We start from the raw sequence: 23,354 nt of genomic DNA, 5'->3' as shown, positions 1-23,354 counted from the left end.
GGGGGGTGGGCGGCTTCTGTGTCTCCGCTCGGGGGGGCCGGTGGCGCGTGGCGGGGGGGGGGTCTGGGGGGGGGGGGGGGGGGCGGGCGGGGGCCCCCCCCCCCCCCCCCCGCGCCGGGGCCCGTGCCGAGGGTCGGGCCCCGGCCATCCCCGTCGGCTCGGCCGACGGCCAGACGGGGCGCTCCATCGGCGCAGTAGGCTTCGGCGCGAGAGCCGGAGCCCCTGTATCGATGGGGACACACCTGCCGAGGAGCGCCCCGTATGACTCTGACCCTGAGGACCATCAGCCGTGAGCAGCATCTGGCGTATATCCAGAGCCTGCCCGCGGCGAGTCATTGCCAGGTCCCGGCGTGGGCTGATGTGAAGACGGAGTGGCGCTCCGAGAACCTGGGCTGGTTCGACAAGAACAATGAACTGGTCGGCGCGGGACTGGTGCTGTACCGGCAGCTGCCGAAGATCAAGCGGTATCTGGCGTATCTGCCCGAGGGTCCGGTGCTGAATTGGTACGCGCCGAATCTGGACGAGTGGCTTCAGCCGATGCTGGCCCATCTGAAGCACCAGGGTGCTTTCTCGGTGAAGATGGGCCCTCCGGTGGTGATCCGGCGGTGGAACGCGGCGGCGATCAAGTCGGGTATTCAGGATCCGGATGTGAAGCGGCTGCGTGACGTGGAGGCGTCGCACATCGAGCCGCGCGCTTTCGAGGTCTCGGACCGGCTGCGCAAGATGGGCTGGCAGCAGGGTGAGGACGGGGGCGCGGGATTCGGCGACGTACAGCCGCGTTATGTCTTCCAGGTGCCTTTGGCAAATCGTTCGCTGGACGATGTACTGAAGGGTTTCAATCAGCTTTGGCGCCGTAATATCAAGAAGGCCGAGAAGGCCGGCGTCGATGTGGTGCAGGGCAGTTACGGGGATCTCGCGGAGTGGCAGCGGTTGTACGAGATCACGGCGGAGCGTGACCATTTCCGGCCGCGGCCGCTGTCGTACTTCGAGCGTATGTGGAGTGTGCTGAACGCCGAGGACCCGAATCGGATGCGCCTGTATTTCGCGCGTCACGAGGGTGAGAACGTGGCGGCGGCGACGATGCTGATCGTCGGTGGTCATGTCTGGTATTCGTACGGTGCTTCGGCGAATCACAAGCGTGAGGTACGGCCGTCGAACGCGATGCAGTGGCGGATGCTGCGGGACGCGTACGCGATGGGCGCGACGGTGTACGACCTGCGGGGTATCTCCGATTCCCTCGACGAGACCGATCACCTCTTCGGTCTGATTCAGTTCAAGGTGGGCACGGGCGGCGAGGCCGTCGAGTACATCGGCGAGTGGGATTTCCCGCTGAACAAGCTGCTCCACAAGGCGCTCGACATGTACATGTCGCGCCGCTGACCGATTGACGGACCGCCGGAGGTTTCCGGCGGCGGCACGGGGCGGATCCTTCTGGTAGGGCCGTCCCGATCCGCACCACGATTCATATTCTTGTACACCGCAGAAATCTGATACACCGCAGCCGAGAGAAAGGTTCCGGACCGGCAATGGCGCTCTCCCTCTACGTCGACACCGCGCGCTGGCGGGCGCACCAGAAGTCGGTCATCGAGCAGTTCCCGGGGCTCGTCCCCGTCTGCAAGGGCAATGGCTACGGCTTCAGTCACGAGCGGCTCTCCGACGAGACCACGCGTTTCGGTTCCGACATGCTGGCTGTGGGCACGATCTACGAAGCCGCGCGCATAAAGGACTGGTTCAGCGGCGATCTGCTGGTCCTCACCCCGTTCCGGCGGGGAGAGGAGCCGGTGCCGCTGCCGGACCGGGTGGTGCGCTCGGTCTCGTCCGTGGACGGCGTGTACGCCCTGGTGGGCGCCCGTGTGGTCATCGAGTGCATGAGCTCGATGAAGCGGCACGGGGTGAAGGAGGAGGAGCTGGGTCAGCTCCACGCCGCCATAGAGGACGTACGGCTGGAGGGCTTCGCCCTGCACCTCCCGCTGGACCGTACGGACGGCTCCGACGCGGTCGAGGAAGTCATCGCGTGGATGGACCGGCTGCGCGCGGCGCGGCTTCCGCTGCACACGATGTTCGTGAGCCATCTCGCGGCGTCCGAGCTGGCGCGGCTCCAGCAGCAGTTCCCGCAGACGCGGTTCCGCGCGCGGATCGGCACGCGGCTGTGGCTGGGCGACCACGAGGCGACCGAGTACCGGGGTTCGGTGCTGGACGTGACGCGGGTCGCCAAGGGCGACCGGTTCGGTTACCGGCAGCAGAAGGCGGCGTCCGACGGCTGGCTGGTGGTCGTGGCCGGGGGTACGTCGCACGGGGTGGGTCTGGAGGCCCCGAAGGCGCTGCACGGCGTGATGCCGCGGGCCAAGGGCGTCGCGCGGGCGGGTCTGGCCACGGTGAACCGGAATCTGTCGCCGTTCGTCTGGGACGGTAAGCAGCGCTGGTTCGCGGAGCCGCCGCACATGCAGGTGTCGATCCTCTTCGTCCCGTCGGACGCGCAGGAGCCCAGGGTCGGGGACGAGCTGGTGGCGCATCTGCGCCACACGACGACGCAGTTCGACCGGATCGTGGACCGCTGACCCTCCCCCTGGCCCCGCGCCGGCACCCGTAACGCCGAAGGCTCCCCCCGCGTCCGCACGCGAGGGGAGCCTTCCGTCGTTTCCCGGGGTGACCGACCGGAGCCGGTGACCGCCCGGAGCCGGTGACCGACCGGAGTCCGTGGCCGCCGGGAGTCGGTGGTCAGCCGAAGTCGGGGGATCGCTCCTGGGCGGGCGGCAGGCTCTTGCGGACGCCCCATTCGAGCCTGACGCCGCCGAAGTGGGTGGCGGGTGCGCCGGCGGGCTCCGGTGCGCTCCTGCCGAGCACGAAGCGGTCCTCCGCGCCGTCCAGGACGCCGCCGGAGGGGTCGTCCGTGCCGTCGGTGCGGACCCCGTCCCGTTCTGGCAGCAGGATGTCCCGTACGACCAGGGCGCACAGGTAGAGCGTGCCGAGCAGGTGCAGGGCGATGGCGAGCTGGTAGCCCTCGGTGGGCAGGCCCTTGTGGGCGTCACCGCTGGTCGTGTACGCGAGGTACATCCAGATGCCGAGGTAGTACATGACCTCGCACGCCTGCCAGACGAGGAAGTCGCGCCAGCGGGGCCGGGCCAGGGCGGCGAGCGGGATGAGCCAGAGGACGTACTGCGGCGAGTAGACCTTGTTGGTCAGAATGAACGCGGCGACGACGAGGAAGGCGAGCTGCGCGAAACGCGGCCGGCGGGGCGCGGTCAGGGCGAGGGCGCCGATACCCGCGCAGGCCAGCACCATGAGGATCATGGCCCAGGTGTTGACGGTGCTGACCTCGATGGAGCGGCCGGTGCGCTGGGTGATGATCAGCCAGAAGGAGCCGAAGTCGATCTGCCGCTCCTGGCTGAAGGTGTAGAACTTCTTCCACCCCTCGGGGGCGAGCAGCATCACGGGCAGGTTCACCGCCAGCCAGGAGGCGGCGGCTCCCAGGAGGGCCGTCCCGTACGCGCGGTAGCGTCCGGCACGCCAGCACAGGACGAACAGCGGCCCCAGCAGGAGTACCGGGTAGAGCTTGGCGGCGGTGGCGAGCCCGATGAGGATGCCGAAGGCGAGCGCGCGGCCGCGGGACCACATCAGCATGGCGGCGGCGGTGAGCGCGACGGCCAGCAGGTCCCAGTTGATGGTGGCGGTGAGGGCCAGAGCGGGCGCCAGGGCGACCAGGAGGGCGTCCCAGGGGCGGCGGCGGTGGGTGCGGGCGACGCAGACGGCGATGACGACGGCGCAGATCATGAGCATGCCCGCGTTGACCATCCAGTACATCTGCTCGCGGTACTGGAGGGAGCCCCCGGGGGTGAGCCAGGAGGCGGCCTCCATGAAGAGGCCGGTCAGGACGGGGTACTCCAGGTACTGCATGTCGCCGCTGAGCCGGTCGAAGTACGGCACGAGGTTGTCGGCGAAGCCGCGCCCGATGAAGAGGTGCGGGATGTCCGAGTAGCAGGCGTGGGTGTACTGGGAGCTGGCTCCGCGGAACCAGGCCCAGTTGTAGCAGGGCATCTTCTGCACCATGCCGAGTGCGAACATGCCGATCGCCACCAGTGCGACGACGCGTACGGGGGAGAGCCGGCCGCTGCCCGGCCAGGCCCAGCGCCCGGCCGGTCCGCCGATCAGCTCGCTGCCGGCCGCGGCGATCTCGTCCCGCCGGGTGGGCGCGACGTCCGGCGGGTCCTGGTGCACGGTTTTCTCTTCTGCGCTCGGCATGGCGTCCATCCTGCCGTATGCCGCTGTGGGCGGGGCGGGGCTGTGGACAAGCGCGAGGGCCGCCGCACCGCCCGTACGGGTGTCCGTACGGGGCGGGTGCGACGGCCCTCGCGGGTGGAGCTACGGCCTCTCGGCCTTGGAGGAGGCGGCCTGTGCGGCGGCCTGCGGCGGCTTCGGGTGCCGGAGTGTCTCCGGCGTGTCAGCCGAAGATGCCTCCGCCTCCCTCGTCCTGGGATTCCTCGCTGGACGGTGAGGGCGAGGTGCTCTCCCCGCCGTCACCGCCCCCGCCGGGTCCGCCCCCGCCGGGCCCGCCGTTGCCGTTGCCCTGGTTGTTGTTGCCCTGGTTGGCGCAGCCGAAGATGCTGTTGCAGGTCTCGGTGTCATCCGGAGGGCTCTGCGTCGGCGTCTTCTCGCTCTCGCTCTCGGTCGGGGTCGCCGAAGGGCTGTCCGACTCGGTCGGCGAGGGACTGTCGGACGGGGTCGGGGACGGGGACGCGGCGCCGCCTCCGTAGACCGCCTCGCCGATGGGCTCGGGCTTGGGGAACCTCTCGACGGGCTTCCCCTTGAGCGCCTGCGACATGTAGTCCTGCCAGATGTCGGCCGGGAACGAGGCGCCGTGGATCTTCTTCTGGCCACCGGTGCCGAACATCTTCTCGAACTGACGCTTCGTGTTCTTCGCGTCGTCGTCCATCCGGTACATGTCGATGGCCGTGGAGAGCTGCGGGGTGTAACCCACGAACCAGGCCGACTTGTTGCCGTCGGTGGTGCCGGTCTTGCCGGCGACGTCACGGCCGGGGAGCTGGGCGCTGCTTCCCGTACCGCCGTCCTTCACGACGTCCGTCAGCACATCGGTGACGTTGTCCGCGACATTGGAGGGGAAGGCGGCCGTCGCCGTCGCCTTGTGCTGGTAGATGACCTCGCCGCCCTTCAGCACCTTGTCGACGGAGTACGGGTCACGCTGCTTGCCGCTGGCGGCGAAGGTGGCGTAGGAGCTGGCCATCCGGATGGCGCTCGGGTCGGAGATACCCAGCGAGAACGACGGAACGTTGGACTTGCTGAGAGAGCCGGGGAGCAGACCCGCGTTGATGGCCGCCTGGCGCACCTGGTCGATCCCGACGTCCATGCCGAGCTGGACGAAGGGCGAGTTGGCCGACCGCTTCATGGCCTTACGCAGGTTGATGTCGCCGAAGTCCTCGCCGCCGTCGTTGGTCTGGAGCCACTCCTTGCCCTCTTCGTTGGTCCAGATCGAACCGTCGTACTGCTTGATCTTCAGCTTGTCGTCGCCGTTGTAGATGGCCTTGTCGGGCGAGACCGGGGTGCGCTGCTCGTCGCTCTGCTGCGCGGGCAGATTCGGGTCGCGCTTGCCGTGTTCCATGGCCGCGGCGAGGACGAACGGCTTGAAGGTCGATCCGACCTGGGCACCGGTCTGGTCGGCGTTGTTGGTGAAGTGCTTGGTGGCGTCCTCGCCACCGTAGATCGCGACGATCTTCCCGCTGGACGGCTCGACCGAGGCGCCGCCGAACTGGACGTGCGTGTCGGTCTCCGGACGCTTCTCGGGGTCGATGTTGGCGTCGTAGACCTTCTTGACCGACTTCTCCAGCATCTCGACCTTCTTCTTGTTGAAGGTCGTGTGGATCTCGTAGCCGCCCGCGGTGAGGTCGTCGGCCGTGATCTCCCGGTCGTTGTTGTTGATGAAGTTCGCCTTGGCGAGGTCGACGAGGTACCCGACCTGTCCGCCGAGGTCACCGGACTTCTTCGGCGGGTCCGGCATCGGGAACTCGGTGTACTTGGCGCGCTCGCCCGCGTCGAGGAGCTTGTCCTGCACCATTCCGTCGAGGATCGACTTCCAGCGGATCTCGGCCCGCCGCTTGTTGGCCTCGGGGGTGGCGTTCGGATTGAGCTCGGGGGCACCGGCCGGGTCGTAGAGGGTCGCGCCCTTGAGCAGCGCGGCGAGGAAGGCGCACTGGCTCGCGTCGAGTTCCTTGGCGTCCTTGCCGTAGTACGTACGGGCCGCGGCCTGGATGCCCCAGGAGTTGCGTCCGTAGTACGACGTGTTGAGGTACCCCTCCATGATCTTTTCCTTCTTCATGTCCGTGCCGACCCGCATGGAGATGAAGAGTTCCTTGAACTTACGGCTGAAGGTCTGGCTCTGGTCGCCCAGCCGGGCGTTCTTGACGTACTGCTGGGTGATGGTGGAGCCACCCTGGGTGTCGCCGCCCATCGCCATGTTGAACACGGCGCGGCCCATGCCCTTGAAGTCGACGCCGGGGTCGTCCCAGAAGGTCTTGTTCTCGGCCGAGACGACCGCGTCCTGCATGGCCCTGGGGATCTCGGAGATGTTGATGATCTGCCGGTTGACCGCGCCGTCGGCGGCGGCCATCTGGCTGCCGTCGTCCCAGTAGTAGACGTTCTTCTGGGCCTCCGACGCCTTCTGGACGTCGGGGACCTCGACCATGGCGTACGCGATGGTCCCGGCGGCCAGGATGGATCCGACGAAGGCGATGCCGAGTCCGGTGGTCTGCTTCCAGGAGGGCACCCAGCGGCGCCAGCCGTACTTGTTGTACCGCGGGTAGTCGATGAACCGCTTCTTGCGCGGTTCATCGTCTCCGGCTCCGCCGCCTCCGCGCCGGCCGCCACCTCCGCCCTGGCCCGAACCACCGCCGTCGGCCCCGCGTCGGCGTCCACCGCGCTGGGCCGCGCGTCTGGCCTCGGCGCGCCCGCCGTAGACGGGCTCCTCCTCGTACCCCTCGGCATGCGAGACCGCGGTCTCGCGTGACGGTGCTGCACGGCGACCGGACGGCTGCTGGGCCGCACGCCTGGACGCGGCACGGCCGCCACCTGGTGGCTGCGGCGTTTTGCGACGGTGCTCGCTCATCGAACGACTACTCCTCGGGCAGGCGCGTACGCCTGGAAGCGGCAGTTGGGTTCCGGTCCCCCGAAATGAATACGGACCGGCCCGGCATAGGGCTCATCCGACATGCATCCGATGAACCGACAGTCTTGACGTGCTCGGACGTCGCTGGGTTCCCGGTGGTCTGCATGCCGCACAGACTACGCACGGTCAAAACCCTCCGAGAGCTGAAGTTCACCCTAAATCAGGCAAGTTGCATCATGAGAATCGGGGATGTGACGCCGTTCACTAAAGCCACCCTTGTCCCCATCGCCTCTCCGATCTATCGTCGGGATGTATCGAGTCGATACATCGTTTCGGCATAAGCGTCAGGGACGGCGTCCCGGACCGTGGAGGAGGCGAGGGTGAGCAGACGCTCGGGCATTCTTGAGTTCGCTGTCCTCGGCCTGCTCCGCGAGTCCCCCATGCACGGCTATGAGCTGCGGAAACGGCTCAACACCTCGCTGGGGATCTTCCGCGCCTTCAGTTACGGAACGCTCTATCCCTGCCTCAAGACGCTGGTCGCCAACGGCTGGTTGATCGAGGAACCGGGCAGTGCCCCGGAGGACGCGCTCGCCGCCTCCCTCGCGGGGCGCCGAGCCAAGATCGTTTATCGGCTGACGGCCGACGGCAAGGAGCACTTCGAGGAGCTGCTGTCGCACACCGGCCCCGACGCCTGGGAGGACGAGCACTTCGCTGCTCGGTTCGCCTTCTTCGGGCAGACGGAGCGCGATGTGCGTATGCGGGTGCTGGAGGGCCGCCGGAGCAGGCTGGAGGAGCGTCTGGAGAAGATGCGCGCCTCTCTGGCCCGTACCCGCGAACGGCTCGACGACTACACCCTTGAGCTGCAGCGTCACGGCATGGAGTCCGTGGAGCGCGAGGTGCGCTGGCTGAACGAGCTGATCGAGAGTGAGCGGGCAGGGCGGGATCAGATGCGGTCCGGCCCCGAGGAACCCGCCGCGCAGGAAGCCGGAGAAGCGGACGGCCTGCCCCGGCACCGGGACGCCGCGTCTCCCGGGGGTACGCCCCCGGGACGTCCAGGACCGCCGGATCCGTCCGCGGACCCCACCAAGTGAGCCCTGCACCTCCGCAGGGTTTCACCACGAACCACTGAGATCACACAGGGAGCAACCGCAATGGGTTCGGTTCGCGTAGCCATCGTCGGTGTGGGCAACTGCGCCGCCTCGCTGGTGCAGGGTGTCGAGTACTACAAGGACGCCGACCCGGCGGGCAAGGTACCGGGTCTGATGCACGTCCAGTTCGGTGATTACCACGTACGGGACATCGAGTTCGTGGCCGCGTTCGACGTGGACGCGAAGAAGGTCGGCCTCGACCTCTCGGACGCCATCGGCGCCAGCGAGAACAACACCATCAAGATCTGTGACGTGCCCTCCGCGGGCGTCACGGTCCAGCGCGGCCACACGCTCGACGGTCTCGGCAAGTACTACCGCCAGACGATCGAGGAGTCCCCCGAGGCCCCCGCGGACATCGTCCAGACCCTCAAGGACAAGCAGGTCGACGTCCTGGTCTGCTACCTGCCCGTGGGCTCCGACGATGCCGCGAAGTACTACGCGCAGTGCGCCATCGACGCCAAGGTCGCCTTCGTCAACGCCCTCCCGGTCTTCATCGCCGGCACGAAGGAGTGGGCGGACAAGTTCACCGAGGCCGGCGTCCCGATCGTCGGTGACGACATCAAGTCGCAGGTCGGCGCCACGATCACGCACCGCGTCATGGCGAAGCTCTTCGAGGACCGGGGCGTCGTCCTGGACCGCACGATGCAGCTCAACGTCGGCGGCAACATGGACTTCAAGAACATGCTGGAGCGCGAGCGCCTGGAGTCGAAGAAGATCTCCAAGACGCAGGCCGTCACCTCCCAGATCCCCGACCGCGACCTGGGCGCCGACAACGTGCACATCGGCCCGTCGGACTACGTGGCCTGGCTCGACGACCGCAAGTGGGCGTACGTCCGCCTTGAGGGCCGCGCCTTCGGCGACGTCCCGCTGAACCTGGAGTACAAGCTGGAGGTCTGGGACTCCCCGAACTCCGCGGGCGTCATCATCGACGCCGTGCGCGCCGCGAAGATCGCCAAGGACCGCGGCATCGGCGGCCCGATCCTCTCCGCGTCGTCGTACTTCATGAAGTCCCCGCCCGTGCAGTACTTCGACGACCAGGCGCGTGAGAACGTCGAGAAGTTCATCGCCGGCGAGGTCGAGCGCTAACACCCGCACCGGCCGGAGCGGCCGCGGCGGTCGCGCTCCGCACGGCGGACCGTACGAGAAGGGGCACCGGGCCATCAGGTCCGGTGCCCCTCTCACATAAGCCCCTCCCGCAGGCGCCGCAGGGCCGTATGTGACGCTGGCCCACATGCCTGTCGTACGGGATCTGCGCGTGCTGCTCCGTCTCAGGGACTTCCGCCGGCTGTTCGCGGTCCGGCTGCTCTCCCAGGCCGCCGACGGTGTCTTCCAGGTCGCGCTCGCCGCGTACGTCGTCTTCTCTCCCGAGAAACAGACCTCGCCCGCCGCCATCGCCTCCGCGATGGCCGTACTGCTGCTTCCCTACTCGCTGGTCGGCCCGTTCGCCGGGGTGCTCCTCGACCGCTGGCAGCGCCGCCAGGTCTTCCTGTACGGGAACCTGCTGCGCGCCCTGCTGGCCGGGTGCACGGCCCTGCTGATCCTGGCGTCCGTGCCCGACTGGCTCTTCTACGTCTCGGCGCTCTCCGTGACCGCCGTCAACCGGTTCGTGCTCGCCGGGCTCTCGGCCGCCCTGCCCCGGGTCGTCGACGACGAGCGCCTCGTCCTGGCCAACTCGCTCTCCCCCACCGCCGGCACCCTCGCCGCGACCGCGGGCGGCGGACTCGCCCTCGTCGTGCGGCTGACCGCGTCCGGCTCGGACGCGGCCGTGATGCTGCTGGGCGCCGCCCTCTACATCTCCTCGGCGCTCACCTCACTGCTGCTGGCGCGCGAACTGCTCGGACCCGAGCACGCTCCCGTACGGCCCCGGCTGGGCGCCTCGCTCGCCTCCACCGCGCACGGGCTCGCCGACGGACTGCGCCATCTCGCCGAGCGGCGCGCGGCGGCGGGCGCGCTGGCCGCCATGACGGTGATGCGCTTCTGCTACGGGGCGCTGACGGTGATGGTGCTGATGCTCTGCCGCTACGCGTGGACGGACCGCGAGTCCGACGGACTGGCGCTGCTCGGGCTCGCCCTCGGAATCTCCGGGGCGGGGTTCTTCGCGGCGGCGCTCCTCACCCCGTGGGCCGTGGGCCGGTTCGGCGCGCGGGGATGGATGGCGCTCTGCGCCACGACGGCGGCTCTGCTCGAACCGGCGCTCGGGCTGCCGTTCGCGCCCGTACCGCTGATGGTCGCCGCGTTCCTTCTCGGCCTGATCACCCAGGGAGCGAAGATCGCGACCGACACCGTGGTGCAGACGACGGTGGACGACGACTTCCGCGGCCGGGTCTTCTCCCTCTACGACGTTCTCTTCAATGTCGCCTTCGTGGGCGCCGCCGGGGTGGCCGCGCTGATGCTGCCGCCGGACGGCCGGTCCGCGCCGCTGGTGATGATGGTGGCGCTGCTCTACGCGGCTGTCGCGACAGGCCTGACGCGCGGGAGGGGGGGTTTGTCCTGTAACAACGCCCGCCCGGGGTTGGGGGGGGGGGGGGGTGTTTTGTTTTCACAAACCACCCCCCCCCCCCCCGCCGCGATCAGTTCTGCGCCGCCCACCACTCCTTGAGGGCGGAGACGGCGGCGTCCTTGTCCATGGGGCCGTTCTCCAGCCGCAGCTCCAGCAGGAAGGTGTACGCCGTGCCGATCACCGGCCCGGGGCCGACCCCCAGGATCTCCATGATCTGGTTGCCGTCCAGGTCCGGCCGGATCGCGTCGAGCTCCTCCTGCTCCTGGAGCTGGGCGATGCGCTCTTCCAGCCCGTCGTAGGCACGGGAGAGCGCGTTCGCCTTGCGCTTGTTGCGGGTGGTGCAGTCGGAGCGGGTCAGCTTGTGGAGCCGGCTCAGCAGCGGGCCCGCGTCGCGTACGTACCGCCGTACCGCCGAATCGGTCCACTCGCCCGTCCCGTAGCCGTGGAAGCGCAGATGCAGCTCGACCAGGCGGGAGACGTCCTTCACCATCTCGTTGGAGTACTTGAGCGCGGTCATCCTCTTCTTGGTCATCTTCGCGCCCACCATCTCGTGGTGGTGGAAGGAGACCCGGCCGTCCTTCTCGAAGCGCCGGGTGCGGGGCTTGCCGATGTCGTGCAGAAGGGCGGCCAGCCGCAGCACCAGGTCCGGGCCGTCCTCCTCCAGGTCGATGGCCTGCTCCAGAACGGTCAGCGAGTGCTCGTAGACATCCTTGTGGCGGTGGTGCTCGTCGCTCTCCAGCCGCAGCGCCGGCAGCTCGGGCAGGATCCGCTCGGCGAGCCCGGTGTCGACGAGCAGCGCGAGCCCCTGGCGCGGGCGGGCGGCGAGGACCAGCTTGTTCAGCTCGTCCCGGACCCGCTCGGCGGAGACGATCTCGATCCGTGCGGACATGTCCTTCATGGCCGCGACGACATCCGGCGCCACCGTGAAGTCCAACTGCGCGGCGAACCGGGCGGCCCGCAGCATCCGCAGCGGATCGTCGGAGAAGGACTCCTGCGGGGTGCCCGGTGTGCGCAGCACCTGGGCCGCGAGGTCCTCCAGCCCGCCGTGCGGGTCGATGAACTCCTTCTGCGGCAGGGCCACAGCCATCGCGTTGACCGTGAAGTCCCGGCGGACGAGATCTTCCTCGATGGAGTCGCCGTAGGACACCTCGGGTTTGCGCGACGTACGGTCGTAGGCTTCCGAGCGGTACGTGGTGACCTCGATCTGGAAACGCTGGTCCACGTCGCCGACCCGGGCGTCCTTCTGGCAGCCGACCGTCCCGAAGGCGATCCCCACCTCCCACACGGCGTCCGCCCAGGGCCGCACGATCCTCAGGACGTCCTCGGGGCGGGCATCGGTGGTGAAGTCCAGGTCGTTGCCGAGCCTGCCCAGCAGGGCGTCCCTGACCGAGCCTCCGACCAGCGCGAGACCGAAACCGGCTTCCTGGAAACGGCGGGCGAGATCGTCGGCGACGGGGGACACCCGCAGCAGTTCGCTGACCGCGCGGTGCTGCACCTGGCTGAGTGCACTGGGGTTGTCTTCATTGGCTTTCGGCACAACAGAAAAGGGTACGTGCCGTGACTCATCCGGTCGTCCCCGTTTCGGGCTCCCCCCGCCGATTCACGGGTTTCCGGCAGTGCATGAGATTCTTCCGATCATGTGGAGCAGTCCCCAGCACTTCGCCACAGCGCACATCGTTACCATGCGTGGACGCAGCAACCGACAACCACCAACGGCAGCAGACGATGACGGGACGGGCGAGCGCGTGGCCGAGGCGGCAGACTTCCAGGGGACGGGCCATTGCGCTGCCCGCCGATGGCTGCGGCGCACAGCCTCCGTTCTCGCCGGGGTACCGCTCATGGCGAGTCTGCTGGCCGGTACGGCGGCTCCCGCGGCCCATGCCGCGACCGAGTCTCCCGGAGCCACCGGCGCCACCGGGAGCCGTTCGGTCCGTGTGGCGCTCGACACACTCGCGCCCAGCGCTCCGGTGAAGGGCGACACGCTCACCATCTCGGGGACCGTGACCAACGAGGGCAAGGGCACCGTCAACAACGCGCAGGTGGATCTGCGGGTAGGGCCGAGGATGGCCGGCCGGACCGCCATCGACGACGCCGCGGCACGCTCCGGGGTCTCGGGTGACGTGGCTCCGATCGGCGGACCGTACAAGGTCGTCCTGCCGAAGCTCCCGGCCGGGATCCCGCAGGACTTCGCCCTCTCCGTCCCGGTCGGCAAGCTGGGGCTCGACGAGGACGGGGTGTACCAGCTCGGCGTCTCGGTGACGGGGAAGACCTCGGCCGCCCCGTACGACCAGGTGCTGGGGATCCAGCGCACTTTCCTCCCCTGGCAGCCCGACGGGACGAGCAAGAAGACCCAGCTCACCGCCTTGTGGCCGCTGATCTCGACCACGCATCTCTCCGCGGAGACCGGGCCGGACGATCAGCAGACACCGGTCTTCGAGAACGACGAGCTGGCCGAGGAGCTGGCGCCCGGCGGACGGCTGGAGCAGCTGGTCTCCCTGGGCAGCCGGCTTCCGGTGACCTGGGTGATCGATCCCGATCTGATCGCCACCGCCGATGCCATGACCAGGAACTACAGCGTCAGAAGCGGTGACACGACGGTGCCGGGCCGTAACCAGGCCGTGGCGATCAAGTGGCTCGACTCGCTGGAGAAGGCGGTCAAGGACGGCAAGGTCGTCGCGCTGCCGTTCGCCGATCCGGACCTGGCCTCGCTCGCCCACCGCGGCAAGGGCGTCTCCGGCGCCCTCAGCCACCTCCAGCCGGCCACCGACGTGGCCGACGACACGGTGGAGACCATCCTCCACGTCAAGCCGTCCGTGGACTTCGCCTGGCCGGTCGACGGCGCGATCGACCCGTCGATCGTGGATGTGGCGACCTCGGCGGGCGCCCACAAGGTCATCACCCGCAGCGACAGTCTCCAGGACAACCTCGCGTACACCCCGAACGCCGCGCGGCCGATCGGTGGCGGCACGACGGCCGTCGTCGCGGACTACCGGCTCTCGACCGCCTTCCAGGGCGACATGTCGACGTCGAGCAGCTCCACCCTCGCCGTCCAGCGGTTCCTCGCCCAGTCGCTGGCGGTGACGCTCCAGGAGCCCGACAACGAGCGCAATGTCGTCGTGGCCCCGCAGCGGACGCCCACAGCCGCCCAGGCCCAGTCGATGGCGCGCGCGCTGCGCGACCTGGAGCCCGAGCGCTGGACCGAGCCGACGGACCTGATGGCGGCCGCGGCGGTCGGCCCGGACGCCGACGCCACCACGAAGGTGCCCGGCGCCTCCCACTACCCGAAGAAGCTGCGCGCCCAGGAACTGCCGACCCAGACGTTCCTCGACATCAAGAAGACGCAGGACCGCTTCGACAAGTTCAAGGCCATCCTCACTTCGCCGGACCGGGTCGCCGCCCCCTTCGGCAACGCGATCAGCCGGGCGATGTCGACGTCGTGGCGCGGCGACCCGGACGGTGCCGCGCAGTACCGGAACACGGTCGACACCTATCTGCAGAGCCTCACGGACGAGGTACGGCTCATCCCCAAGTCCGTGCTCACCCTCTCCGGGCGCAGCGCGACGATCCCGGTGACCGTCCAGAACCAGCTGCTCCAGGGCGTCCAGAACCTGGTGCTGCGGCTGAAGTCCGACAACCCGACCCGGTTGAAGCTCGACGGTGATCTGGCCGTAGCGGAACGCCCGATCAAGATCGACGGCGGGCACAGCCAGTCGGTGAAGTTCACCGGCGCGGGCAACGCCAACGGGCCCGTGCAGGTGACCGCCCAGCTCTACACGGTGGACGGCAAGCTGTACGGCGGTCCGATGACCTTCCAGGTGAAGGTCTCGGAGATCACGCCCACCGTGATGCTCGTCATCGCGGGCGGTGTGCTCCTGCTGGTCCTCGCCGGGGTGAAGATGTATAGCCAGCGCAAGCGGGCCGTGGCCCGTAAGGCGGGCGCCGGCCCCGCGGACGGCGGCGACGACGGCGAGAGCGGCGACGACGGCCCGGGCGACGGCAACGACGACGGCGACCGAGGCGGTCGGGGAGACACAAACGCGGACGCCCCAGGGCCGGGCGCCACCGGACCGGGCTCCCCAGGACCGGACGCTCCGGCATCGGACTCCCGGACGACGCCGGGCTCCGCCGGGCCCGGTGGAGCCGGCCCGGACTCCTCCGGGGCGGCGCACGGCACGAAGAACACGGCCGGCACGAAGGCCGTCGAGGACACAGATCCCGGGCAGCCGAGTGACCCGACACCGGACACCGGTCCGGAAAGCGCGGACGCGTCGGGCGTGGGTGAGAAAGTGGACCGTTGAGCGATGTCGTGGCCGGTCGGCCGGGGACGATGAGGTGGGGTAACCATGAACGCGCCGTACGACGGTGACCGTGGGCCGGGCACGGGCGGCGATCCGGCAGGCCAGGTCCCGCCGCCTCAGCCACCTGCCCAGGACCCGTATGTCCAGGACGCCTACGCACAGGACCCCTACTGGGCCCAGGACCTGTCCGCACAGGATCCGGTGACCGAGGCGCTGTACGACCGCGCCTCGCACCCTCCGCCGCCTCCGGGCACCTATCCGGACCGCCAGGACCTGTACCGGCAGCCGCACGCCCAGCAGCCCCCGCCCGATCCGCGGGTCTGGGCGCAGACGCCGCCACCCGAGCCCTCGGGCCCCTCCCGGCTTCTGCCGTACGGGGACGACGCGCGGACCACCCAGTTCACCGGCGTCGACGACCTGGTCACCCGGGCCGCCGACGAGAGCCCCGCGCCGGACGCGTTCGCCCATCTCTACCGGGACCAGCAGTCCACGGCGCAGGCCGTGGCGGCGCCGGAGCCCGAGGCGGTTCCGGCGGCGGCGCCCGCGAAGAAGTCGGGCGGCAAGGCCGCCGGTCTGCTGAAGTCCAGCGCGCTGATGGCCGCGGGCACACTGGTGTCCCGGCTCACCGGCTTCGTACGGAGCCTGGTGATCACGGCAGCGCTGGGCGCGGCGCTCCTCGGTGACTCGTTCACCGTCGCCTACACCCTGCCGACGATGATCTACATCCTCACCGTCGGTGGCGGTCTGAACTCCGTCTTCGTACCGCAGCTCGTGCGGGCGATGAAGAACGACGACGACGGTGGCATCGCGTACGCCAACCGGCTGCTGACCCTGGTGATGGTCGCGCTCGGCGCGATCGTGGCACTGGCCGTGTTCGCGGCGCCTCTGCTCGTCCAGGCGATGTCGGACCCGATCGCCAGCGACGCCGCCGCCAACAACGTGGCCGTCACCTTCGCCCGCTACTGCCTGCCCACGATCTTCTTCATGGGTGTGCACGTCGTCATGGGCCAGATCCTCAACGCGCGCGGGAAGTTCGGCGCGATGATGTGGACCCCGGTCCTCAACAACATCGTCATGATCACCACGTTCGGGCTGTTCATCTGGGTGTACGGCACCGCCGCCGACTCCGGTATGACCGTACAGACGATCCCGCCGGACGGCGTGCGGCTGCTGGGCATCGGTACGCTCCTCGGCCTCGTCGTCCAGGCGCTCGCGATGATCCCCTACCTCCGGGAGACCGGCTTCCGCTTCCGCCCCCGCTTCGACTGGAAGGGCCACGGGCTCGGCAAGACGGTCAGGCTCGCGAAGTGGACCGTCCTGTTCGTCCTCGCCAACCAGGCGGGTGTCCTGGTCGTCACCCAGCTCGCCACCGCCGCGGGCAAGGCGTCCGGCACGGACGGCGCGGGCATCCTGGCCTACAGCAACGCCCAGCTCATCTGGGGCATGCCGCAGGCCATCATCACCGTCTCGGTCATGGCCGCCCTGCTGCCCCGGATCTCCCGCGCCGCCAGCGACGGCGACCCGGGCGCGGTCCGCGACGACATCTCCCAGGGGCTGCGCAACTCCGCGGTCGCGATCGTCCCGATCGCCTTCGGCTTCCTCGCCCTCGGTGTCCCGCTCTCCGTCCTGATGTTCTCCTCCAGCGGCCTGGAGTCGGCGCGGTCCATGGGCTTCATCCTGATGGCGTTCGCCCTCGGGCTCATCCCGTACTCCGTGCAGTACGTCGTCCTGCGCGGCTTCTACGCCTACGAGGACACCAGGACGCCCTTCTACAACACGGTGATCGTCGCCGCGGTCAACGCGGCGGCCTCCGCCCTCGCCTATGTCCTGCTGCCGGCGCGCTGGGCCGTGGTCGGCATGGCCGCGGCGTACGGGCTGGCCTACGCGGTCGGTGTCGGCGTGGCCTGGCGCCGGCTGAAGAAGCGGCTCGGCGGCGATCTGGACGGCGGACGCGTCCTGCGGACGTACGCGCGGCTCTGCCTGGCGTCCGTGCCCGGCGCCCTCGCTGCCGGCGCGGTGGCCTACTTCGTGCTGGAAGGTCTGGGCAGCACCGCCCTCGCCTCGATCGTCGCTCTGATCGGTGGCGGCATCGTGCTGCTGGGGCTCTTCTTCGTCGCGGCGAAGAAGATGCGGATCGAGGAGATGAACGCCATGGTCGGCATGGTGCGAGGCCGTCTCGGACGGTGACGCGGCACGGCCGGGTACAACCATCACCGGCTGCCGCGTGTCGTGCATAGCGTCCGACTGTGGGCACAATTGGCTTGGCTGTTGAACAGGGCGCAATGGATGGGGAGGCAGGAGCGACGGTGGCGGAACGTAGCACGGCTGCCGTCGACGTGGCCGGCGACAGCGGCGATGAGCCGTTGACCGCCAAGGCGGACAAGGCCACGACCGACGGGTTGGCGAAGGCCCCGGACACGGCGGAACGGTCCTCCGCCGACACGGGCAGTGACCGGCAGGGCACCGAGGCGGGCGGCGCGGCGCCCGAACTCCACAGCGGCCACAGACTTGCCAGACGCTACCGCCTGGAGGAGTGCGTCACCCGTCTGGACGGTTTCAGCAGTTGGCGTGCCGTCGACGAGAAACTGCGCCGCGCCGTGGGCGTGCACCTCCTGCCCGCCGACCACGCGCGGGCCCGTTCCGTCCTGGCCGCCGCGCGCTCCGCCGCACTGCTCGGCGACCCCCGCTTCGTCCAGGTCCTGGACGCCGTCGAGGAGGGCGACCTCGTCTACGTCGTCCACGAATGGCTGCCGGACGCCGTCGAGCTGACCGCACTGCTCGCCGCGGGCCCTCTGGAGGCCCATGAGGCGTACCAGCTCGTCAGCCAGGTCTCCCAGGCGATGGCCGCCGCGCACCGCGAGGGGCTGGCCCATCTGCGGCTGACGCCCGGCGCCGTCCTGCGGACCTCGACCGGGCAGTACCGGATCCGGGGTCTCGCCGTGAACGCCGCCCTGCGCGGTATCCGCGCCGACCGGCCCCAGCGCACCGACACCGAGGCGATCGGCGCGCTCCTGTACGCGGCGCTCACCCAGCGCTGGCCGTACGAGAGCGACGCCCACGGCCTCTCCGGCCTCCCCAAGGGGGTCGGACTGATCGCCCCCGACCAGGTACGCGCCGGCGTCCACCGAGGTCTCTCCGAACTCACGATGCGGGCCCTGGTCAACGACGGGGCCACCGCCTCCCGCCAGGACCCGCCGTGCACCACGCCGGACGAGCTGGCCGCCGCGGTCGCGGAGATGCCCCGGATCCGGCCGCCGGAGCCCACGTTCGCGGCACCGCCGGAGTACCAGCGCACCACCTACCAGCAGGGCACCTACGGGCGTACCCAGGCGGGTGCCGGGGTGACGTCTCCGACGCCGGTGCTGGCGCCGCCGCCCCCGCTCCAGAGCCGTACCGGCAAGGCCCTCAAGTGGACCGTCGCCGCGCTCCTCATCGCCACCCTGGGCCTGGCGAGCTGGCAGGTGGCCGACCAGCTCCTCGACAAGGACCGCGGCGCGTCCGACACCACGCCCACACAGACCAGCACCGGGGGCAGCGACAAAGCCGTGAAACCCGCCAAGCCGCTCAAGATCGACAGCGCGGCGGAGTTCATGCCCGAGGGGTCCGGGATAAGGCCGGAGCTGGCGGCGAACGCCGTCGACGGCGACAGCGGTACCGCCTGGATCACCAAGCAGTACTGGAACTACCCCAATTTCGGTAACCTCCCCGGCCATACGGAGGGCAGCGGAATCGTCGTGGACCTCGGCAGCGTGAAGGACGTGTCCGGTCTCGACATCCGTATGTACCGCTCCGGCCAGAAGGCCGAAGTGCTGGCCGCCGACGCGGATGCGTCGAACCCGACGTCGCTCTCGGACTTCTCCCAGCGGCTCACCAAGCTGGAGGAGGTGGGAAGCACGGTGAAGACCACCCTCGACAAGCCTGTCCGGACCCGGTACGTATTGATCCACATCACCGAGCTGCCGCAGGACGGATCCGCCAGCCGTTTCCGCGGGGGCATCTCGGAGATCCAGATCACCGGCTGACCGGAGACAGGGGAGGGGGCTCAGCGTTGGACGACGCCGCACTGGGCGACTTGAGCGACCAGGACCTGCTGAGCGCTCATGTCACGGGCCACCCCCGGGCCTTCGGCGAGCTGGTACGGCGCCATCGGGACCGGCTCTGGGCCGTTGCCCTGCGTACTCTCGGGGACCGGGAGGAGGCGGCCGACGCCGTGCAGGACGCCCTCGTCTCGGCCTTCCGGGCCGCGCACACCTTCCGCGGGCAGTCCGCCGTCACCACCTGGCTGCACCGCATCACGGTCAACGCCTGCCTCGACCGGGCGCGCAAGGCGGCCTCGCGCCGGACCTCCCCCGTGGACGACACCGAGCGGCTGGAGCAGCTCCTCGAACCCCACGAGTCGGCCGAGGCGCCCGCCGAGCGGCAGGACCTCCACCGGGAGCTGCTGGCGGCACTGGCCACGCTCCCCGCCGACCAGCGGGCCGCACTGATCCTCGTCGACATGCAGGGCTACCCCGTGGCGGAGGCCGCCGCCGTGCTGGGGGTGCCCACCGGCACCGTGAAGAGCCGCTGTGCGCGAGGCCGGGCCAGACTCCTCCCTCTGCTCACCCATCTACGCGGGGGCACCAGGGATAACAGCGGTTCCGAGCGGGGAAGGAACCGGACGCCGCGGGCATCCGTCCCACCGGCATCGGGACCAAAAGATTCAGGGTCGAGCGATCCTGCTGGAGTGAAGGGCGGAGGTGGGCGCGCATGACATCTACGACCGACACCGCTCAGCATCCGGATGTCTCGGAGATCTCCGACCTTGCCGAGGGCCTGCTGCCACCGGCCCGCAGCACGGATCTCCGGCTCCATCTCGACGGGTGCGCGCTCTGCTCCGACGTCCACGACTCCCTTGAGGAGATCAGGGGGCTGCTGGGAACCCTGCCGGGGCCCCCGCGGATGCCCACCGATGTCGCGGAGCGTATCGACGCCGCACTCGCCGCTGAGGCGCTCCTCGACGCGACCACATCGGATGAGTCCACAGCACCCGATGAGGCCACCACGGCCCCGGCGCCCGCACCGGCGGCGGACGAGACCCCGGACTCCGATGTTTCACGTGAAACATCGCCTGTGTCCGAGCCGCCGTCCCCGGCCACCGCGCCGGTGGCAACGCCGGAGACCGTACGGACCGACCGCCCCGCCGGGCGGCCGAAGGCGGCCACCGGGCCCGGTCGTGGCGGACGGTCCCGGCTGCGCCGTCGCCGTACCGCTGTCCTGGGTGCCGTCTTCGGAACGGCGTTCGTGGGCATCGGTGCGCTGCTGCTCCCGCCGCTCCACTCCTCGGGCTCCGGCGAAAGTGAAGCCTCCAAGACCGCCAGCTCCGCGGCGAGCGACGGCGAGCTGTTCTCCGACACACGGCTCCAGGACCGCGTGGACACTCTGCTGGCCTCCGGCGCCGACGCCGGGACCGAGAGCGAGACCAAGGCAGGCCGGCCACGCTCCATGGAGGGCGACCGGGGCGGAGCCTCGAACTCTCCTCTGCTCACGCCCGAGCCCACCGTCCCGGCCTGTATCCAGCGGGGGATCGGCAGCAACCTGTCGGCGCTGGCCGCGGAGCGGGGCACCTACGAGGGAAGCGACGCCTATCTCGTCGTACTGCCCCACTCGGACGACACCACTCGGGTCCAGGTCTATGTGGTCGACGCGACCTGCGTGAAGAGCGCTCCCTCGTCCGACGGAACCGTCCTGCTGACGCACGCCTACCTCCGCCGCTGACGCGCCCTCGCGCCGAGCCGGGAGACCTCGGGAATGCGGGACCCGTAGGATCCGTTGGATGGGGTGAAAGTCGTTGATCCGGCCCCAGTAGTGCAGTCTGCAGAGACGAGGAAGAAACCCGTGAGCGACGTCCGTAATGTGATCATCATCGGCTCCGGGCCCGCCGGCTATACGGCCGCGCTGTACACCGCGCGCGCATCACTGAAGCCGCTGGTCTTCGAGGGCGCCGTCACCGCCGGTGGTGCGCTGATGAACACCACCGATGTGGAGAACTTCCCGGGCTTCCGCGACGGCATCATGGGCCCGGACCTCATGGACAACATGCGGGCCCAGGCAGAGCGCTTCGGCGCCGAGCTGGTCCCGGACGATGTCATCTCGGTCGACCTCACCGGTGACATCAAGACGGTCACCGACACCGTGGGCACCGTGCACCGGGCCAAGGCCGTGATCGTCACGACGGGCTCCCAGCACCGCAAGCTCGGCCTGGCCAACGAGGACACGCTCTCCGGCCGCGGCGTCTCATGGTGCGCCACCTGTGACGGCTTCTTCTTCAAGGACCAGGACATCGCCGTGATCGGCGGCGGGGACACCGCGATGGAGGAAGCCACCTTCCTCTCGCGCTTCGCCAAGTCCGTCACGATCGTCCACCGCCGGGACACCCTGCGCGCCTCCAAGGCCATGCAGGAGCGCGCCTTCGCCGACCCGAAGATCAAGTTCGCCTGGGACAGCGAGGTCGCCGAGATCCATGGCGAGCAGAAGCTCTCCGGGCTGACCCTGCGCAACACGAAGACCGGCGAGACCTCGCCGCTCGCGGTGACCGGACTGTTCATCGCGGTGGGCCACGACCCGCGGACCGAGCTGTTCAAGGGCCAGCTCGACCTGGACGGGGAGGGCTACCTGACCGTGGCCGCTCCGTCGACGCGGACCAACCTCCCGGGCGTCTTCGGCGCGGGCGATGTGGTGGACCACACCTACCGCCAGGCGATCACCGCCGCGGGCACCGGCTGTTCCGCAGCCCTCGACGCCGAGCGTTTCCTCGCCGCGCTGAGCGACAGCGAGAACGCCGAGCCGGAGAAGACCCCCGCTGTCTGACCAGCACTCCCCATCCTCACCCCTCAACCCGTAAGGAGGCCGCCGTGGCCGGCGACCTGAAGCATGTGACCGACGGTTCTTTCGACGAAGACGTTCTCAAGAGCGGTAAGCCCGTTCTGGTGGACTTCTGGGCCGCCTGGTGCGGACCGTGCCGCCAGATCGCCCCGTCGCTGGAGGCCATCGCCGCCGAGCACGGCGACAAGATCGAGATCGTCAAGCTCAACATCGACGAGAACCCGGCCACGGCCGCGAAGTACGGGGTCATGTCCATCCCGACCCTGAACGTCTACCAGGGTGGCGAGGTCGTCAAGACGATCGTCGGCGCCAAGTCCAAGGCCGCGCTCGTGCGCGACCTCGACGACTACATCGGCTGACACCGCCCCGGGCGTCGGCAGACGCACGATGTTTCACGTGAAACGGGTCCGTCCCCCACTCGGGGGACGGACCCGTTCTCCGTTCGACTCTCCGCCACCCGCCACAGAAGGTCAGGGCGTCAGGGCCATCAGAGCGGTCGCAGCGCCGGTTCCTTCTTCACCGCGCCCAGGAGCCGGTCGAGCGCCAGCTCCACGTCTTCCTTCCACGAGAGCGTGGTGCGCAGCTCCAGCCGCAGTCGGGGGTACCGCGTGTGCGGGCGGACCGTTTTGAAGCCCACCGCGGTGAGATGGTCGGCGGGCAGCACACAGGCCGGCTCTTTCCAGCGGCTGTCGCCGAACGCCTCGATGGCCTTGAAGTCCCGCCGCAGCAGATCCTTCGCCACGGTCTGCACCATCACCCGCCCGAGCCCCTGCCCCTGGTAGCCGGGCATCACCCAGGCCGTCATCAACTGGACGGCGTCCGGGGAGACCGGGCTCGTGGGGAAGGCCAGGGAGCGGGGCACATAGGCCGGGGGCGCGTACAGGACGAAGCCGACCGGCAGATCATCGATGAAGACGATGCGTCCGCAGGAGCCCCACTCCAGCAGGACGGCCGAGATCCACGCCTCTTTCTCCGCCTCCGCCCGGCCCGCTCCTACCGCGGCTTCACCGCTGACCGGATCAAGTTCCCAGAAGACACACGTACGGCAGCGATGGGGGAGGTCCGAAAGGTTGTCCAGCGTGAGCGGTACGAGCCGACGCCCCATGGAGGCTGTTCCTCACTTCTTTCCCCTGCCGCGCCCTGAGCGCCCGTCAGCGCGCCCCGTTCCCGGAGCAGAGCGCCGACAAAGCCACCGAGCACGCTGATCCCCAGTCCGGCAGACACCAGTTGGCCGCGGCTCACCGATCGCATGGTTCTCGTTCTCCCTCTGCGGTGGCTCAGGGTGGATGCGCCCTACCAGAACGCATCGTATCCACCCAGAGATGCCCGGGACACCGCGGGATCGCAAAGGGCGGTGGTCGGTGGGGGGGAGAAGGCACCCAACCCCCCCACCCCCCAGGGGGAGAGAGAGCAAGAACACCACCCCACCC

Annotated in this window: 16 protein-coding genes; 12 read left to right on the top strand and 4 right to left on the bottom strand. The window is 69.5% G+C overall.

The features are described 5' to 3' along the window. Positions 1–261: 261 nt before the first annotated feature. Positions 262–1,380, top strand: coding sequence for a lipid II:glycine glycyltransferase FemX (locus ACFXPK_RS19265; protein WP_384994233.1), 1,119 nt, complete (start codon positions 262–264; stop codon positions 1,378–1,380). A 146-nt stretch (positions 1,381–1,526) separates the two neighbouring features. Beyond that, positions 1,527–2,558, top strand: coding sequence for an alanine racemase (locus tag ACFXPK_RS19260; RefSeq protein WP_384994235.1), 1,032 nt, complete (start codon positions 1,527–1,529; stop codon positions 2,556–2,558). Between the two features lie 160 nt (positions 2,559–2,718). Here the strand turns inward: ACFXPK_RS19260 and ACFXPK_RS19255 are convergent, their stop codons facing one another. Continuing rightward, positions 2,719–4,239, bottom strand: coding sequence for a glycosyltransferase family 87 protein (locus ACFXPK_RS19255; protein WP_385076908.1), 1,521 nt, complete (start codon positions 4,237–4,239; stop codon positions 2,719–2,721). Between the two features lie 199 nt (positions 4,240–4,438). Further along, on the bottom strand, positions 4,439–7,114 hold the full coding sequence (locus ACFXPK_RS19250) for a transglycosylase domain-containing protein (protein WP_384994240.1): 2,676 nt from the start codon (positions 7,112–7,114) through the stop codon (positions 4,439–4,441). Between the two features lie 380 nt (positions 7,115–7,494). Between ACFXPK_RS19250 and ACFXPK_RS19245 the strand changes: the two genes are divergently transcribed. From ACFXPK_RS19245 to ACFXPK_RS19235, 3 genes are all read left to right on the top strand, one after another. Further along, positions 7,495–8,205: a helix-turn-helix transcriptional regulator gene (locus tag ACFXPK_RS19245; protein WP_384994242.1), complete on the top strand. Its 711-nt coding sequence runs from the start codon at positions 7,495–7,497 to the stop codon at positions 8,203–8,205. Positions 8,206–8,265: 60 nt separating this feature from the next. After that, positions 8,266–9,348: an inositol-3-phosphate synthase gene (locus tag ACFXPK_RS19240; protein ID WP_384994244.1), complete on the top strand. Its 1,083-nt coding sequence runs from the start codon at positions 8,266–8,268 to the stop codon at positions 9,346–9,348. A 145-nt stretch (positions 9,349–9,493) separates the two neighbouring features. Beyond that, a complete protein-coding gene (locus ACFXPK_RS19235; protein WP_385076903.1) occupies positions 9,494–10,861 on the top strand; it encodes an MFS transporter in 1,368 nt (455 codons plus the stop codon). On the opposite strand, the gene ACFXPK_RS19230 is transcribed toward ACFXPK_RS19235, so the two are convergent. Beyond that, the gene (locus ACFXPK_RS19230; RefSeq protein WP_385004378.1) at positions 10,833–12,299 is read right to left on the bottom strand and encodes a CCA tRNA nucleotidyltransferase; all 1,467 of its coding nucleotides are present in this window, start codon (positions 12,297–12,299) and stop codon (positions 10,833–10,835) included. The two genes, ACFXPK_RS19235 and ACFXPK_RS19230, sit on opposite strands and share 29 nt — an antisense overlap. Positions 12,300–12,507: 208 nt before the next feature. Here ACFXPK_RS19230 and ACFXPK_RS19225 point away from each other — a divergent pair, with 208 nt between their 5' ends. From ACFXPK_RS19225 to trxA, 7 genes are all read left to right on the top strand, one after another. Continuing rightward, positions 12,508–15,060 carry a DUF6049 family protein gene (locus ACFXPK_RS19225; RefSeq protein WP_385076900.1) on the top strand — a complete coding sequence of 851 codons (2,553 nt, stop codon included), beginning with the start codon at positions 12,508–12,510 and terminating at the stop codon, positions 15,058–15,060. 45 nt (positions 15,061–15,105) lie between these two features. Then, positions 15,106–17,247 (top strand): murein biosynthesis integral membrane protein MurJ, encoded by a 2,142-nt coding sequence (gene murJ / locus ACFXPK_RS19220; RefSeq protein ID WP_385004374.1) that lies wholly within the window; start codon positions 15,106–15,108, stop codon positions 17,245–17,247. Positions 17,248–17,366: 119 nt separating this feature from the next. After that, positions 17,367–19,082, top strand: a complete 1,716-nt coding sequence (locus tag ACFXPK_RS19215; RefSeq protein ID WP_385004372.1) for a protein kinase family protein — start codon at positions 17,367–17,369, stop codon at positions 19,080–19,082. A gap of 26 nt (positions 19,083–19,108) precedes the next feature. Continuing rightward, positions 19,109–19,813 carry an RNA polymerase sigma factor SigM gene (sigM, locus tag ACFXPK_RS19210; protein ID WP_385076897.1) on the top strand — a complete coding sequence of 235 codons (705 nt, stop codon included), beginning with the start codon at positions 19,109–19,111 and terminating at the stop codon, positions 19,811–19,813. Further along, positions 19,810–20,817, top strand: a complete 1,008-nt coding sequence (locus ACFXPK_RS19205) for a hypothetical protein (RefSeq protein ID WP_385076895.1) — start codon at positions 19,810–19,812, stop codon at positions 20,815–20,817. Before sigM ends, ACFXPK_RS19205 begins: the two co-directional genes overlap by 4 nt. A 120-nt stretch (positions 20,818–20,937) precedes the next feature. Continuing rightward, the gene (gene trxB, locus ACFXPK_RS19200; protein ID WP_385004366.1) at positions 20,938–21,909 is read left to right on the top strand and encodes a thioredoxin-disulfide reductase; all 972 of its coding nucleotides are present in this window, start codon (positions 20,938–20,940) and stop codon (positions 21,907–21,909) included. A 44-nt stretch (positions 21,910–21,953) separates the two neighbouring features. Continuing rightward, positions 21,954–22,283, top strand: coding sequence for a thioredoxin (trxA, locus tag ACFXPK_RS19195; protein ID WP_385004364.1), 330 nt, complete (start codon positions 21,954–21,956; stop codon positions 22,281–22,283). Between the two features lie 128 nt (positions 22,284–22,411). Here trxA and ACFXPK_RS19190 read toward each other — a convergent pair whose 3' ends face one another. Further along, on the bottom strand, positions 22,412–23,029 hold the full coding sequence (locus ACFXPK_RS19190) for a GNAT family N-acetyltransferase (protein WP_385004362.1): 618 nt from the start codon (positions 23,027–23,029) through the stop codon (positions 22,412–22,414). Positions 23,030–23,354: the final 325 nt, after the last annotated feature.

Source organism: Streptomyces sp. NPDC059142, assembly GCF_042755665.1.
Classification (GTDB): domain Bacteria; phylum Actinomycetota; class Actinomycetes; order Streptomycetales; family Streptomycetaceae; genus Streptomyces.
Note: the sequence above shows the minus strand (reverse complement) of the source record. Positions and strands in the feature narration are given on the sequence as shown.